The 15,612-nt window shown below is 54.8% G+C and carries 13 protein-coding genes and 1 pseudogene; 8 read left to right on the forward strand and 6 right to left on the reverse strand.

What is annotated here, in order from left to right:
* Window positions 1-189 precede the first annotated feature (189 nt).
* From L579_RS14910 to fhuB, 3 genes and pseudogenes are all read left to right on the forward strand, one after another.
* Complete coding sequence (locus L579_RS14910) at window positions 190-2,346, forward strand: TonB-dependent siderophore receptor (RefSeq protein ID WP_021185035.1); 2,157 nt, start codon at window positions 190-192, stop codon at window positions 2,344-2,346.
* 4 nt (window positions 2,347-2,350) lie between these two features.
* The gene (locus L579_RS14915) at window positions 2,351-3,214 is read left to right on the forward strand and encodes an ABC transporter substrate-binding protein (protein WP_036626799.1); all 864 of its coding nucleotides are present in this window, start codon (window positions 2,351-2,353) and stop codon (window positions 3,212-3,214) included.
* Window positions 3,211-5,187 (forward strand): annotated as a pseudogene (fhuB, locus tag L579_RS14920) (Fe(3+)-hydroxamate ABC transporter permease FhuB). The gene L579_RS14915 and the pseudogene fhuB overlap by 4 nt, the downstream one beginning before the upstream one ends.
* Here the strand turns inward: fhuB and L579_RS14925 are convergent.
* Complete coding sequence (locus L579_RS14925) at window positions 5,182-5,733, reverse strand: GNAT family N-acetyltransferase (protein WP_021185037.1); 552 nt, start codon at window positions 5,731-5,733, stop codon at window positions 5,182-5,184. The pseudogene fhuB and the gene L579_RS14925 overlap by 6 nt on opposite strands.
* Before the next feature lie 214 nt (window positions 5,734-5,947).
* On the opposite strand from L579_RS14925, the gene L579_RS14930 reads away from it, so the two are divergent.
* The gene (locus L579_RS14930; protein WP_013509840.1) at window positions 5,948-6,151 is read left to right on the forward strand and encodes a hypothetical protein; all 204 of its coding nucleotides are present in this window, start codon (window positions 5,948-5,950) and stop codon (window positions 6,149-6,151) included.
* A 74-nt stretch (window positions 6,152-6,225) separates the two neighbouring features.
* A complete protein-coding gene (locus tag L579_RS14935; RefSeq protein WP_021185038.1) occupies window positions 6,226-6,951 on the forward strand; it encodes a 4'-phosphopantetheinyl transferase family protein in 726 nt (241 codons plus the stop codon).
* Between the two features lie 154 nt (window positions 6,952-7,105).
* On the opposite strand, the gene L579_RS14940 is transcribed toward L579_RS14935, so the two are convergent.
* The 3 genes from L579_RS14940 to apbE form a co-directional block, all read right to left on the reverse strand.
* A complete protein-coding gene (locus tag L579_RS14940; RefSeq protein WP_021185039.1) occupies window positions 7,106-8,758 on the reverse strand; it encodes a multidrug ABC transporter permease/ATP-binding protein in 1,653 nt (550 codons plus the stop codon).
* Between the two features lie 129 nt (window positions 8,759-8,887).
* Window positions 8,888-9,529 carry a DNA oxidative demethylase AlkB gene (gene alkB, locus L579_RS14945; protein ID WP_021185040.1) on the reverse strand — a complete coding sequence of 214 codons (642 nt, stop codon included), beginning with the start codon at window positions 9,527-9,529 and terminating at the stop codon, window positions 8,888-8,890.
* An 11-nt stretch (window positions 9,530-9,540) separates the two neighbouring features.
* Window positions 9,541-10,581: an FAD:protein FMN transferase ApbE gene (apbE, locus tag L579_RS14950; RefSeq protein ID WP_021185041.1), complete on the reverse strand. Its 1,041-nt coding sequence runs from the start codon at window positions 10,579-10,581 to the stop codon at window positions 9,541-9,543.
* 387 nt (window positions 10,582-10,968) lie between these two features.
* On the opposite strand from apbE, the gene L579_RS24050 reads away from it, so the two are divergent.
* Window positions 10,969-11,124: a hypothetical protein gene (locus tag L579_RS24050; RefSeq protein ID WP_021185043.1), complete on the forward strand. Its 156-nt coding sequence runs from the start codon at window positions 10,969-10,971 to the stop codon at window positions 11,122-11,124.
* 6 nt (window positions 11,125-11,130) lie between these two features.
* On the opposite strand, the gene L579_RS14955 is transcribed toward L579_RS24050, so the two are convergent.
* Window positions 11,131-11,586, reverse strand: a complete 456-nt coding sequence (locus tag L579_RS14955; RefSeq protein WP_021185044.1) for a nuclear transport factor 2 family protein — start codon at window positions 11,584-11,586, stop codon at window positions 11,131-11,133.
* Between the two features lie 91 nt (window positions 11,587-11,677).
* Here L579_RS14955 and L579_RS14960 point away from each other — a divergent pair, with 91 nt between their 5' ends.
* The gene (locus L579_RS14960) at window positions 11,678-12,241 is read left to right on the forward strand and encodes a TetR/AcrR family transcriptional regulator (protein WP_021185045.1); all 564 of its coding nucleotides are present in this window, start codon (window positions 11,678-11,680) and stop codon (window positions 12,239-12,241) included.
* A gap of 27 nt (window positions 12,242-12,268) precedes the next feature.
* Here the strand turns inward: L579_RS14960 and ompC are convergent, their stop codons facing one another.
* Window positions 12,269-13,378, reverse strand: coding sequence for a porin OmpC (gene ompC, locus L579_RS14965; RefSeq protein WP_021185046.1), 1,110 nt, complete (start codon window positions 13,376-13,378; stop codon window positions 12,269-12,271).
* Window positions 13,379-14,454: 1,076 nt separating this feature from the next.
* Here ompC and L579_RS14970 point away from each other — a divergent pair.
* Window positions 14,455-15,609, forward strand: a complete 1,155-nt coding sequence (locus L579_RS14970; RefSeq protein ID WP_021185047.1) for an MFS transporter — start codon at window positions 14,455-14,457, stop codon at window positions 15,607-15,609.
* Window positions 15,610-15,612: the final 3 nt, after the last annotated feature.

A 15,612-nucleotide genomic window follows, 5' to 3' on the forward strand; every position in this document is an offset into this window, starting at 1 on the left:
AGACACAGATTAGCAGACATTCGCCATCTTTTAATAAGAAATAAAATCATTATCATTCGCCTTCTCCTGGTCGGGATTACCCGTTACGCTGCCCTTTCCTTATCGTAACGCGAGTCAAAAAAGCCTTATCCAGTATGCACTTTTTAATGGTGAGCATTTCTTTAACTTATTCAAAGATAGGGAAAATTGATGTGCAAAATGACAGGCATGAGCAAAGCGCCTTTCGCACTCAGCATGATGGCGTTAATGCTAATCGCATGCAGAAGCAGTGCCGCCGATCAGCAAATGGTGGTGACCGCCAACGCGCAGAATAACCCGCTACAGCACATGGATGGCAGTGGCGTCGTCGCCACCAGCACCACCAGTGCCACCAAAACCGCCACCCCGAAGATTGAGGTGCCGCAATCAGTATCCAGCGTGACGCGTAAGCAGATGGATTTGCAGGCCGCACAAACCGCCGCAGAAGCGCTGCGTTATACCTCCGGCGTGGTTTCAGAGATTCGTGGTGCATCCAGCAGTGGCGCCGGGTATATGTTCAGTCGCGGTTTCTATCTGGAACAGTTCCTTGACGGTGCTCGCATGCCGAGCGACAGCAGCTTCGGCTATGCCATCGCCAATTATGACACCTATGGTTTTAGCAACATTGAAGTGCTGCACGGCCCAGCCTCGGTGCTGTACGGCCAGGTGAATCCGGGCGGGGTGGTCAATCTGACCAGCAAAAAACCCACCGAGACGCCAGTACATGAGGTGTTTGTCACCGCAGGCAACCATGACCATCTGCAAACCGGCTTTGACGTTGGCGGTAAGGCCAACGATGACGGCACCCTGCTCTATCGCCTGACGGCCAGCGCCACCGACAGCAAAACCCAGGTGGATGACACCCGCCAGAAGCATGTGTATGTCGCGCCAGCCATCACCTGGAAGCCGAATGACGATACTTCACTGACGCTGCTGGCGAAGTATCAACGTGATCCGGATGTGGGTTACTACAACTTTGTCCCGGCAGTTGGCAGCGTGTACAGCGGCCCACATGGGAAAATCTCACCGCAGACCAACCTTGGCGATGCCAATTTTGATCACCATTCACGCACCCAGTTCTCGGTTGGCTACGAATTCTGGCATCGTCTGAACGACAGCCTGATGATGCGGCAAAATGTGCATTACAGCGACGTGAAAGATAACCTTGAGAATGTCTTCACCAACGGCTACGCCAGCGGCTCTGACCGGGTATTAAATCGCTACGCCTTCTTTAACCACGAACAGGCGAAAACGCTGTCCGTTGATAATCAGTTAGAAGCGGAGTTCAATACTGGCGCGCTGTCGCACCAACTGCTGTCAGGCGTCGATTTCCAACGCGTGCTGTATCGCGAAACCGTCGGTTTAGGTGCCGCGTCAACCATTGATGCCTTCGCCCCGCAATACAGCGACATCGCCATGCCAGCCACCAGTTCGGACGACCATATTCGCCAGAAACAACTGGGCGTATATACCCAGGATCAGATGCGCCTGGGCAACTGGAGCTACCTGCTGGGTATCCGCGAGGATTGGGCTCATGCGGATGATGTCAATCCGGTGACTGACTCTTCCACCGAACAATCCGCCCGTGCCTTTACCTGGCGTACCGGGTTGGTATATCAGTTTGATAATGGCATCGCGCCCTATGCCAGCTTTGCCAAATCCTTCATCCCGCAGGTGGGTACCCTGTATGGCGGCGGTATGGCGCAACCGACCACCGCTAATCAATATGAAGTGGGGGTGAAATATCAGCCAACTGGCTTCAACGGCTTTATCACTACCTCATGGTTTGATTTGACCGAGAAGAACGTACTGACCAGCGATCCTGTGCACTCAGGCTACGATACTCAGGCAGGTAAAGTCCGGTCAAAAGGGGTTGAAGTTGAGGCTCACGCCAACCTGACGACAAACCTGACGCTGATCTCCGCCTATACCTGGCTGAATGCCGTCACCATCGACTCCAACGACAGCGCCACCACGCTGGACGGCGGCACAACCTCGATGCAAGGCAAACGTCTGTGGGGAATGCCGCGCAATACCGCCTCTGCCTGGCTGGATTACACCTTCCATCAAGGCGCATTGCAGGGCTTTGGTATCAATGCCGGGGTGCGTTATATCGGGGCCAGTAAAGATACCTCCAACACCATTCGTGTAGCCTCGGCGACGGTGATGGATGCCGGTATCCACTACGACACCGGTGCGCACTGGCTGTTCAGCCTGAATGCCAGCAACCTGCTGGACCGTCACTATGTTGCCTCTTGCTACAGCGCCTCGACCTGCACCTATGCCGCAGGTGCTGACGTGCTGGCAACGGCGCGCTACCGCTGGTAATGAGATGAGAAGACGCACTTTTCTGCAAACGATCGCCTTGCTCCCGCTAGCGGGTATGGCGTGTCGGGTTGGTGCGTCTTCTCTGCCCGCTCCCCGTTTAGTGGTACTCGACTGGGGACTGGTGGAAACGCTGCTGGCCATCGGGGTGGTCCCGGTTGGCGTCGCCGAGATCGCGGGTTACCACGACAATGTGGTGACCCCGGTAATCCCGGCACAGGTTCCCGATGTTGGATTGCGCCTGGCACCCAATCTGGAGTGGCTACAACAACTGGCACCGGACTATATCCTGATCAACTCCAGCCAGGAGTCACAGCGCGCAATGCTGGAGCGTATCGCACCGGTACGCGCCTTTGCCATTTACAGTGACAGTGGCACTCCGTATCAACACGCCATTACGGCAACCCATCAACTGGGTGAATTGTGTCAGCAACAGGTTGCGGCGGCACGGTTAATCGCTGAGGCGGCAAACGCGTTGCAGCCAGTGACCCAGCCGCGACAACCAGATATCCCCCTGTTCCTGATCCGCTTTTTCGATGCGCGCCATATCGGTATCTATGGTCAGCACAGCCTGTTTCAGGATGTGCTGGATGCTTTAGGGCTTACTAACGGCTGGCACCAGACGACCGATTACTGGGGGATTAGCGTCACCGGGCTGGATAGTCTGGCAGTGAGGGATGACGCGCGGATCCTTTATTTTACCCCGTTACCCACCAATATGACGCACGGCCTGACAGACAATGCGCTATGGCAGGCTTTGCCTGCGGTACAGGCCGGCCATCGCGCAGCATTACCGGCGTTTTGGGGCTTTGGCATGCTGCCTTCTGCGATTCGTTTTGCCCAACAGTTATCCGCGGTGCTGGCAGCATGAAGCGCGGGTCAGCTATCGCGTTATTGTTGGCTGTGCTACTGAGCCTGCACAACCTGACACAATTGTTACCCGTAGCACAGTGGCGCGCGTTGCTCCCCTGGACGGCAAACCCTGATATTCACCGGTTGTTGGTATTGCAGAGCTGGCTGCCTCGTCTGGCAATCAGCCTGTTATGCGGTGCCGCGCTGGGGCTGGCAGGCTTACTGTTTCAGCAAACGCTGCGCAATCCACTGGCTGAGCCAATGACACTTGGCGTTGCCGCCGGGGCACAACTTGCCCTGTCATTGACCACCGTATTTCTCCCGCACTGGCTGGCAGCCAGTTCCTGGATCACCCTCGCCGGTGCGCTTATCGCTGCCGTGCTGGTACTGACGCTTGCGGCCTCGCGTGGGCTGTAACCCTCCAGGGTCGCCATTGCCGGGCTGGTGGTGAGTTTATTCTGTGGCTCGTTAATCACGGTGCTGCAATTGTTATACGCCCCGTATTTGCACAGTTTATTTATCTGGGGAGCCGGCTCACTGGTGCAGCAGGGCTGGGGCAATGTCCGTTTGCTCGGTGGACAATTGTTGGTCGGCTGGCTGCTGGCGCTGATGTTATGTCGTCCGTTGCAACTGCTGGGGTTAGGAGATATGCACGCCAGCAGTCTCGGCTTGCCCAGTCGCTACATGCGGCTGGTCGGATTTTCACTGGCAGTCCTGCTGACCGCCGCAGTAGTCAGTGCCGTGGGAGTGATTGGCTTTGTCGGGTTGGCTGCGCCGGCGCTGGCACAGTTACTCGGTGCCCGCCGTCTGGCACAGCGATTACTGCTGGCCCCGATATGTGGCGCGCTATTACTGTGGGCCACCGATCAGGCAGTGCAACCGTTCGCCAACGCATTGGGGGAACTGGTGCCAACCGGTGCCGCAACCGCGCTGTTTGGCGCACCGCTAATCCTCTGGTTGCTGCTCAGAATGCGCACCCCGTCAGTACCGTTCAGCTCGGTTAATGCTGCCGTTGAGGGGGCACAGGTTGCGGATGGTCGATTGTATCTGCTTAGCCTCACGCTGTTTCTGTTACTGGTGCTGACTCTCCTGCTCTCGCTGGTTTTTGGCCGCGCGCCCAACGGCTGGAGCATGGCGTCACTGTCCCCGCTGTCGCCACTGCTGCCCTGGCGCTGGCCACGCTCTCTGGCGGCTTGTGCCGCCGGGATGATGCTGGCTGCGGCAGGGGTGCTGCTACAACGCTTTAGTGGTAATCGGCTGGCCAGCCCGGAGATGATGGGGGTCAGTGCCGGGGCGGCGTTGGGAATGCTGGCATTAACCCTGGTGACCGGCGAGGTGTCGCACAGTTTGCGTTTTGCCGTTACCAGCGCCGGGGCACTGCTGGCGCTACTGATGATTTTGTCTTTCTCGCGTCGTCACCATTTCGCAGCCGATCGCGTGCTGTTGGTCGGCGTCGCCATCAGCGCGCTGTTCCAGGCCCTGGTGGCAACCATCATCGCCTCCGGAGACGAACGTGCCGTGACATTATTGAGTTGGCTCTCTGGTTCAACCTACACCATCATGCCTGGCGATGCCGTAACCGCGCTACTGCTGGCGTTGACGCTCAGCGTGCTGACGGGGTTGTTCCGTCGCTGGATGATGATTCTGCCGCTCGGCCCCACCTGTGCCAGTGCGGTGGGTATCGCGCTGACGCAGACACGTCTGCTCACGCTGGGTTTGATCGCCATGTTGACAGCAGGGGCTACGCTTACCGTCGGTCCGATATCCTTTATTGGTCTGACCGCCCCGCATATTGCCCGCCTGCTGGGTGCCCGTCGCCCCGGCCAGCAGTTACTGCTGGCCATTCCCTGCGGCGCACTGATGATGGTGGTGGCCGACTGGATCGGGCGCAACCTGCTGGCACCACAGGAACTTCCGGCAGGGTTGGTTGCTACCTTGCTCGGTGCCCCCTACATGATGTGGCTATTCACCCGCCGCGAGAGTCGCTCATAACGACGGGCGTTGCGCCAGCCATTCCTCGCGCGTGATTTCCCAATTGCCCGCCAGCATTTCTCCACCAACAAAGGCTTTGCTGAAGGTTTCAATCAGTCGCATCCCGCTGCGTTCCGAGATCCGTCGTGACGCCTGGTTATCCATCGCTTTTGGCACGCGTAAACGGGGTTGTTGCAGGGTCTGAAACCAGAAATCTGTTATCAGAGTACAGGCTTCACTCATCAATCCTTGCCCCTGCCACTCCGGTACCAGCCAGAAACCACGGTTATCTTCCTCGCCTGCGCGTAACGAGATCAGGCCGATTAGCCGATCCGCATCCGAGCGATGACGCAAGCTCCAGTGCCATGCCTGTCCCGCGACCATAGCCGGTAACGCGACCTGATCAACGAAAAAACGGGCGCCGTCCGACGGATAGGGCCAGGGCACCGCATTGGTTAAATGACGCACAATTTCCCAGCGCGGAAAAACCTGTTGTATCTGGATAGCATCGTCGCTTTGTAAGGGTTCAAGTAGCAAACGCGGGGTAGTAAGCCGGGGTACTGTCATCTCAACCTCCTGTTGGGGAACTGCTTAAGCTTTATCAGAAAAAAATCAGTTTTAACAATGTTTTTACCCAAAACATCAGTCAGTTACCGTAAGCAATCAATATGGACCAGGATCACACTTTTGGCAGATTGTGACAGCAATTCATCTGACTGAAACAAAACTGTCACAGACATCCCCTACCTTATAGCTTCCTGTTTTTCGATGGAAAACCGATATGGTCATCAAAGCAAAAAACCTGCAGGACGCTGAAGAACTCCTGCACTCCGGTATCAGCAAAGTCGAACTGGCTTACGATATCGGTAGCGACGATTTCTTCCGCCTGGCGTCTCGCTGGTGCGATCGCGGAGCGCGCATCAGCAAAGGCCATCAGCATTTTGTGGTATCGATCAAGAGTTTTGCCATTCCCCCCAATGACTAAAGACGGTGAGCGCTGAGCTTGCCCTCTCTCCGGCTGACTGATTAAATAGCTTTTTCCGTCAGCCGTGATTCTCTATGTTTACCTTCTCCTCACCGCTTGCCCTCCCAGACTCACCTTTTTTCACTGCTGCCGGTTTAACGTCTGGATCTCTGCTGCTGGCCGGGTGTCAATTCGAGCAACAGCACTGGCAGGCCGATCTGCATCAGCGCTGGCAACTCCCCCTACCCGCTGCGCTGGCAAACGCTGTGGTCAAACGTAAGTCGGAACACCTCGCCAGCCGCTGGCTGGCGCGTGAAGTGTTGCTGCAATTGGGCGTGGAGGGCTTCGTGCTGCGTAATGCGGCGGATCGTTCCCCCTGCTGGCCTGCTGGCATTCAGGCTTCGCTATCGCACAGCCATAATCAGGTGGTGATGGCGGCCACGCGAGAGCCGCTGTGTGTCGGGGTGGATGTGGAACAGGTGATGAGCAACGATACTGCCCGGGAAACGGCAGAAATGCTGATGAACACCCAGGAACGCCAGTTGCTGGAACAACTGGCGCTTCCTTTTGCCCAAGGGGCGACGCTGCTGTTTTCCCTGAAGGAGAGTCTTTACAAAGCGCTGTGGCCGCAGTTACATCAGCCAATGGATTTCTTGCAGGCCGCACTGTGCGAGGCCGATCTGACCACCGGTAGCGCCGTACTGCGCTTAACCGCCGATTTTGGTAATGGATTTGATCAGGACGTTGCTTTGCAGGCGCGTTTTTGTTGTGAAGCGCAACGCATTATCACGCTGGTGACTCACCCGCTTGCCGGGCAATAAAAAACCGGCTCAGAACCCTCCAGAGCCGGTAACAACACAAGACGACAGAAAATGTTCCAGGGAGGCAGAAACCGAAGTCTCTGCTGGTGGTTAACTTAGCGCGCTCCGTCTCCGCTGACCAATAACCCTTTCCGCTAAGCTTTGCCAGTTGGCGTTAATGGCCGGTATCGGTACGTTTTACCGCATCGAGCGTCGCCATTTCACGTTCTCTGCCGGTCAGTTCACTCAGTTTGCCATCACGCATTTCCAGCAGACGGTCAGCATGGATAAAGTAGTGATCGTCATGGCTGATGGCGAACACCGTCTTGCCCGACTCCTGTAACCACGGCAGCAATTCACGATAGAAGAAACGACGGAAGTGCGGGTCCTGATCGGCTGCCCATTCATCAAGCAGCAGGATGTCACGCTCCTCGGCCGCGGCCAACAGCAGCGCCAGACGCTTGCTCTGCCCTTTCGACAGTTGCAGGTTCAACACCTTGTTGCCTGCCAGCTTCAATTTATCCTGCATTTTCAGGCGTTCCAGCCACTGCTGCACCAATGCCGGATTGGCGGGCTTGCCTGCCCGGTTGATCAGGCGATCAAACAGATGCACATCTGTGAATACCGCGGAGAAGTGCTGGCGATACGCCTCCAGGTTATGCCAGTCAACCACCTTACCATCCAGCAACAGCGCGCCAGATTGTGGCTGGTACAGGCCGGTGAGCAGCATTGCCAGCGTCGATTTACCACTGCCGTTACCCCCAATCAGAAACACCAGCTCGCCACGTCGTAAAGTCAGGTTAATCGGCCCCACTTCGAAGCCATGTTCGCCATAATGGAAGCGCACATCGCGCAGTTCCAGCGTTTGCCAGTCACCAATCGCAGGCAAGTTTTTAAATTCCGCCTCATAGGGGGCGAGGTCAAAGGTATGGAGTTTGCGGAACGCCACCTGCGCGCTGAGCAAGGTCGGCAACGCCCCCACTGCCGCCAGCAGCGGCGTGCGCAGGAACAGCAACGTCAATGAATAGGTGGCGGCCACGGCGGTATTGGCCCAGCCAAGACCGTTAGCCATCCAGAACACGATGCCAATCGCGCCAAGCATCATAATGTTTGACCAGTTCACCGCGCTCAGGTGGAATGTATCGGCACGCACAATATGGTGACGATAGCTATTGGCATTTTCCTGATAGACGTTGTCGTAAATCAATTGCGCGCGTTGGCGGTTCAGCTGTAGCTCTTTACGCCCTTCAATGATGGTCTGATAGTCGCGATACAGGTCATCCTCCACCTCACGTAACTTCGCCATATGCTGATACACGCGAGACACCAGCAGCCAGCCGCCAACCAGAGTCACCACCAACCACACTGACGTCACCAGCAGCATTTTGGGTGAGAGCCACGCCATATATAGCGCAGAACCGAGGGTAATAATGATGCCCTGAATCAGTTCAGGCAGGCGCACAAAGGCGATAGTAATCGCGCGCACGTCACTGGTCAGCCCGGCCAACAGTTGTGCGTTGCCGATCTGTTCAAGACGCTCCACGCGGGTGTCGAGAATACGTTTGATAAACTCCCCACGCAGACGCCAGACAAACTGATGCCCGAGCAACGTTAACGAAAGCTGTGAGCCCAGCGTCACCGCCATCAGCAAAAACAGTTGCAGGAGGAATTCTGGCAATACACCAACCGAGGTATTCACGGCCGTGATCAGCTCGCTATTGATCCAGGCGATCATGCCAATGCCAAGCGCGGCGCTGAGTAAAGTAAGAAGGATGACGCCAATAAAAGGCCAGCGGAACTGGCGATAAACAACCTGAAGCAGAGCCATTAAAAGGTTCCAGCAAGTAAAAAAGCAGCTAGCAGTTTAATGGTGCGTCAAATGATAGCAAGAATAATTCTCAACCCACCCTTGCCTCTGCCAGGTCCGTAGTAGCGCGATAAATCGCGCCACTACGAATTAATGCGCACGGCGGAATGTGAGGTTGTAGCGGAAGGCGCCCGCCTGCGGATGAACGCCGGGCTTGAGCGGCAGGATGCCGTGATAACGCAGGCGCGACGGACCGCCCCACACCACGATATCGCCATGCTCCAACAGTACGCGTTGCGTGGCATCGCCGCGCTCAAAACCACCGAACTGGAAAACGGCAGGCAACCCGAGCGACACGGACACGATCGGCTGTCGCAAATCCTTCTCATCTTTATCCTGATGCAACGTCAGTTTTGCCCCCGGTTCATAACGGTTGATCAGGCATGCATCAGGATTGAAACCACTGAATCCCGCCTCCTGCGCCGTCTGTTGCGCCAGCTCGCGGAACAGGGAGGGCATTGGCGGCCATTTATGACCGCTATGGTTGTCCTGCTCGGTATATTGATAACCACGCGAGTCGCTTGACCAGCCTAAATCACCGCAATTGGTCATCGCCACCGACATACGGTGTCCACCGGGGGTAATACGATGGGCAAACGGATTCTGCGCGGCGATAGCATATATTTCCGCCAGCAGCGCATCCGCCTGATCACGCGCGCGGCGACGCAGAATCACCGCCCCTTCTGCCAGCGGCTCCTGCCACGGCGCTTCTTCACTAAACAGATCCAGCATCTGCGCCTCCGTTATGGGTGGTCATCCACGGAAATCAGGAAGGATTTAAATTGGGGCGACATCCAGTGAGTAAAACCGTCGCCCTGTTTGGTGATCAGATACACCGCCAGGTGCTCCTTCAGCGCCAGCGCTTTCGCGCGTTCAGTGCCCAGCACCATCAAGCCGGTATCCCAGCCATCGGCCTCCAACGCAGTGGTGGCAATCACCGTTGCCGACACCAGTTTATGCTCAATCGGTCGACCGGTACTGGGATCGATAACATGAGAAATACGTTTGCCATCCAGTTCATAATAGTTGCGATAACTGCCGGAGGTGCTGATACCGTGGCCTTGCAAATCGACCCGCGCCTCCACCGCATTTTCACGATCGGTGGGTTTCTGGATCGCCACCCGCCACGGCTGGTTTTGTGCATTGTGACCCCGACTCAGCACCGCGCCGCCTACCGATACCAGATAATCGGTGATCCCTTGCTGCTCCATCAGGCGCGCCAGATGATCGGTAGCGTAACCCTCGCCCATAGTGGACAGGTCAACATACAAACCCGGCAGATCTTTTTGCAGCCACTGGCCGTTAACCGCCTGAATCACACGCAGATGTTGCAAACCCGTGAGCGCTTTCGCTGCTGCGATTGCGGCGTCTGACGGCGTATGCGCCGGTTGCTTAGTCGGACCAAACCCCCACAAATTCACCAGTGGTCCGACGGTGATATCCATAGCACCTGCGGTTTTTTGTCCAATACGCAAGGCCTCCGTCACAATATCCGCCATATCGGCACTGACCGGCTGTGGATCTGTGCCCTGATACTGATTGAAGCGCGACAACACCGAATCCGCTTTCCAGGTGGAGAGTTCACCATCATCATGGTCAAGCTGCTGCTGTATCGCTTGCTGAAGTGCTGCTTTACGTTGTTCATCCACACCGGCAACACTGACACGCCATACGGTACCCATGGTTTTACCTTCCAGCACCAGGCTTGCCCGGCTGGCGGTTTGGTCGCAACCGCTTACCCCGACCACAACCAGACAGGTCAGCAGAATATTCTCAAAACGCATCTAATCCTCATCTGTAACGCTTTAATAATGTCTATTTCAAAGCATAACTCGCTTGTAAATCAGGCTAAAGTCGCTTGAAGTCGGTGACAGGCTACCGCAGGATAACCCGTTCCTGCACAACCGCGAAGACCGGAGCGTCAGATGATCTATGCAATCCTTGTCGTGGCCGCTGGCCTGTTTTTCTACAGCAGCCTGAAATGCTGGCAACACTATCGCCATCGTCATCTGCGCGGGCGTTAAATTTTTGCACCAGAAAGACCCGCGTTGCACCGCTTCAGCGCTGGCGCAGTGTAGCAAAGCCAGGATGGCGCGCGTGGCGCTGAGAGCGGTGCTGTGGCACGAATTCTGCATCGTTGACGCTGAGTTGAATATCAGCGAGGCAGTAAAATGGAAAAGGCAAAAACACCACAGGATAAATGGCAGCAGTGGCTGAGCTTCTCAGCATTCACGCTGGCGGGAGTAGCACTGGAAGGCAGTATGCCCCCGACTCAGCCTCAATTACAGCAGGCACCCAAAGCCAAAAAATGGCGTGCCATGCCATAAACGCCGCTATAAACCCAATTCACTCAGGCCCGGATGTTGGTCCGGGCGTCGTCCCAATGGCCAGTGGAACAGCCGCTGAGATTCAGCAATCGGCAAATCGTTGATGCAAGCGTAGCGCGTGATCATCAGTCCATCTGCGCCAAAGTGCCAGTTCTCATTGCCAAAGCTGCGGAACCAGTTGCCGCTATCATCACGCCATTCATAGGCAAACCGCACCGCCAGCCGGTCATGATGCCAGGCCCATAACTCTTTGATCAGTCGATACTCCAGCTCGTTAGCCCACTTGCGTTGTAAGAACGCCACCACTTCGGGGCGGCCATTGACAAATTCGCTGCGATTGCGCCAGCGCGTGTCTTCACTGTAAACCTGTGCGACTCGCTGCGCGTCGCGACTGTTCCAGGCATCCTCTGCCATGCGGACTTTTTGCATGGCGCTCTGTTCATTAAACGGGGGAATCAGCATCATCGTCTCCTTGTATGTAGACAGACCTGTCTACTTGATTCATCCTGCCGTATGTAGACAATTCTGTCTACCCCATTTTATCGGTGACATTATGCTCGCACCCCTGATCTTCGATCCGCAGGCCTCCGCCCGCGATCGCATTCTCAACACCGCCCAACGTCTGTTTTATCAGCAGGGCATCCGCGCCACTGGCATTGATAAGGTGATTGCTGAAGCAGGCGTTACCAAAGTGACTTTTTACCGCCACTTTCCAGCCAAAAACGCGCTGATTCTGGCGTTCCTGCAACAGCGCCATCAACGTTGGATGAGCGCCTTTAGCACAGCGCTGGCGCAGCAGCCAGAATTGGTGGACGCCCTGCCCGACGCCCTGCTTAGTTGGTTTAATGAAGCGGATTTCCGTGGCTGTGCCTTTATCAACAGCGCAGCAGAGCTGGGGGATAGCCTGCCAGAAGCCAATGTTCTGATTATTGGCCATAAAAGAGAGATGGCGGCAGCGATCGGGCAGAAACTTAGCGCTGAACAGCGGGATAAGATCGGTCAGATTGTGTTGCTGGTGGAAGGTGCGATTGTGCAGGTGCAACTGGGTGAGTCGGTACTGGATACGATCGGGATGTTACGCGCGGCATTGAGTACACTGCTAAAAACCGGAGCGTGACCACGAGGCCACGCTCCACAACACTTCTTAGAACTGGTAAACCAGGCCCAGTGCTACGATGTCGTCGGTGTTGATACCGGCGGCCTGGGTGAAGTTGTTGTCGTCCAACAGGTTGATCTGGTAGTCAACATAGGTGGACATGTTTTTGTTGAAGTAGTAGGTCGCGCCTACGTCGATATATTTTTTCAGGTTCTGGCTGCCATAACCTTCGATGTCTTTACCACGAGAGGAGACGAAGGCCAGAGACGGACGCAGACCGAAGTCGAACTGGTACTGTGCAACCAATTCCCAGTTATCCGCTTTGTTGGCGTAGCCATAAGCTGAAGCATCGCTGGAACCGAAGCGGGTCGCATTGTAGGAACGGGTGTACATTGCCGCCAGATAGATGTTGTTGGCGTCATATTTCAGACCACCGGTGTAGGCATCAGCACGATCGCCACGACCGAGGATACCCGCAGAACCGCCGTTCTGGTTGTTGGTACGGTCAGACGACATCATCGCAGCACCAACACCGAAGCCAGCACCGATATCATAGGTGGTGCTCAGACCGTAACCGTCACCGTTCTCACCCAGTACATCACGGCCAGATGAAGATTCAGTCGGGTTATCGTTTTTGCCCTGATACTGCACAGCAAAGTTCCAGCCATCAACCAGGCCGAAGAAGTTGCTGTTGCGGTAGGTCGCCAGGCCGTTGCTACGCTGGAACATAAAGTTGTCCGCACCGTAGGTGTCACCACCAAACTCTGGCAGGACGTCGGTCCATGAACCGATGTCATACAGCACGCCGTAGTTACGACCGTAGTCGAATGAACCGGCGTCGCCGAATTTCAGACCAGCAAAACCAACACGGGTAAAGCTGTTAGCGGTGCCTTGTGACTCAGTGGTGTTCAGCGCAGCCTGGTACTCCCACTGACCATAACCGGTCAGTTGGTCGGTGATCTGAGTTTCACCTTTAAAACCGAAGCGCAAGTAAGACTGGTCACCGTCACTGCTGTCGTTGTCGGAGAAATAGTGCAAACCGTCAACTTTGCCGTAGAGGTCTAATTTGTTGCCATCTTTATTGTAAATTTCCGCTGCATTTGCAGCGCCTGCTACCAGAAGCGCAGGAATCATCAGGGAGAGAACACGAAGTTTCATTTTATTACCCTCTGTAATGTGCCTTATTTATGCCACTGCGAGCTGAGCGAATAAAAATCAGCCGGCAATCCATTGTTATTTTATACCGGGCAATAATCTATCATGAAAATGATACTAAATTTCCAAAAGTGTTTCATTGTATTAAATAGATATTTCTAAATGTAAATTTAGGGGAACTAATAATCAGCACGCATCGGTAAAAAATATAGCACGTATTGATAAACCGATTTTTTATCCTTTAAAATCAATAAAATGAACAGCGTCACCTTTCAGCACTGAATGATAAAACTTTTCAGCCATCAGAGAATACAATTACCCCCGCTATCATCATTTATTTCATTATTACCTTCATTCACCCCGAATGAGATGTTTACCCTAAATTCCCGCCGGACATGATTGTCCGGCATTTTTTTATCCGAATTTCACTTCAATTTGTCATTTTCCGTAAACTTAGTTGACTGGGTACAATTAAGGCAATCCTGAAATCACATTAATTGCTTAATTCCGCACATTTTGTTTAATAATAAAATAAAAAAGCGGAATGTTAATTTCCGCCCGTAACAAAGTTAATTGGAATTATTTGCGGACTGCAATATTAACGTCTACGGATTACTTCTTCGAATTTATTCAGCGAGTTAAACCAACCCCTAATGATTGGTTTATAGCCGTTTTTATTTATAGTAGCTTCGGCGTCACAGATAATCAGTGCCAAAATAAACTAGCCATATCACGACCAGGACTTAAGCCATTATTTCCCGGTCAGCAACAGGGCAGCGCTCAGGCAAGTTTCTCATCAACTCGTGACAGATATCACAAATTCCTTTCTGACCACCCTGCGCTTTTTCAGCTAACCTTTTGAATCTACGTTAGATAATTTGAGTTAAGTTCAATCAACTCGCTTCCCCGACTCCAGGAAAGTTCTGGAAAAAAAATGCAGCGTCGTAAAAGTCGGTAAAATGCCCTCTTAATCCTGATTTTCGATGGCACGGTACGGGTCTTTAAACCCGCGCAGCACCTGCTGTTGCGGCGAGTTGATGCTAAAATCGCCCTTTTATATAGAGAAAGATAATAACCTCATGACAGCACTGGACGCCGCACAACAGCCACAAGACGCACGCCATCTGCACTGGTCAACCCGCACCGTCTTCCTGATCAATGGTCTTGGCATGTCAGCCTGGGCTCCTCTGGTGCCGTTCGCCCGCGACCGCCTGCATTTATCCGGCAGTATGCTGGGTGCATTATTGCTGTGCCTGGGTATTGGTTCTCTGGCCGCCATGCCGGTCACCGGCAAACTGGTGGCTCGTTTCGGCTGTAAACGGGTGATGCTGTGCTCCACAGCGCTGGTGCTGGCGATGTTGCCGCTGCTGGCAACCTCCCACCACACTTTATTGATGGCGCTGACGTTGATGCTGTTTGGTGCCGGGTTAGGTACGCTCGACGTGGCAATGAACTATCAGGCGGTTGAGGTCGAAAAGGCTGCGCGCCGTCCGATGATGTCCGGCTTCCACGCCTTCTTTAGCCTGGGAGGCATTCTGGGGGCCGGGACGGTGAGTCTGCTGATGAGCGCAAGTTTGTCGCCGCTGGCTGCCGTTGGTGTGGTGATGCTGGTGATGGTGTTGCTGTTGCTGCGCAGCCAACCCGGCATGATGACCACCCGCCTGCATCAACCCGATCAACCCTGGCTGGTTCGTCCGCGCGGCTGGGTGGCGTTTCTCGGCTTGCTGTGCTTTATCCTGTTTCTGGCGGAAGGGGCAGTTCTCGACTGGGGTGCGTTGCTGTTGTTACAAAGTCCGGAGATGACAACCAGCCTGGCCGGATTGGGTTACGCGGTGTTTTCTGTCGCCATGACGCTGGGGCGTTTCACTGGCGATAAGATTATTCAGCGTTGTGGTCGTTACCCGGTGATGCTGGGCGGTGCGCTGGCTGCCGCCGCAGGGATGACGCTTGCGGTGTTGATCCCCTGGCCGTTAATGGCGCTGCTGGCATTTCTGTTGGTCGGCTTCGGCCTCGCCAATACGGTGCCAATGTTGTTCAATGCGGCAGGAAATCAACACGATATGCCGTCAAATCTGGCGATTTCCGCCATGACAACCTTAGGCTATGCAGGTATTCTTTCAGGTCCGGCTTTGATCGGATTGATATCCCAGTGGATCAGCCTGAGCGGCGCATTTCTGCTTATCGCCCTGCTGCTGCTGGCCGTGGCTGCCAGTGCCCGACTGGTTGCGCGATAATTT

Origin of the sequence: Pantoea sp. AS-PWVM4, assembly GCF_000468095.1 — a bacterium.
Lineage (GTDB): Bacteria > Pseudomonadota > Gammaproteobacteria > Enterobacterales > Enterobacteriaceae > Pantoea > Pantoea phytobeneficialis.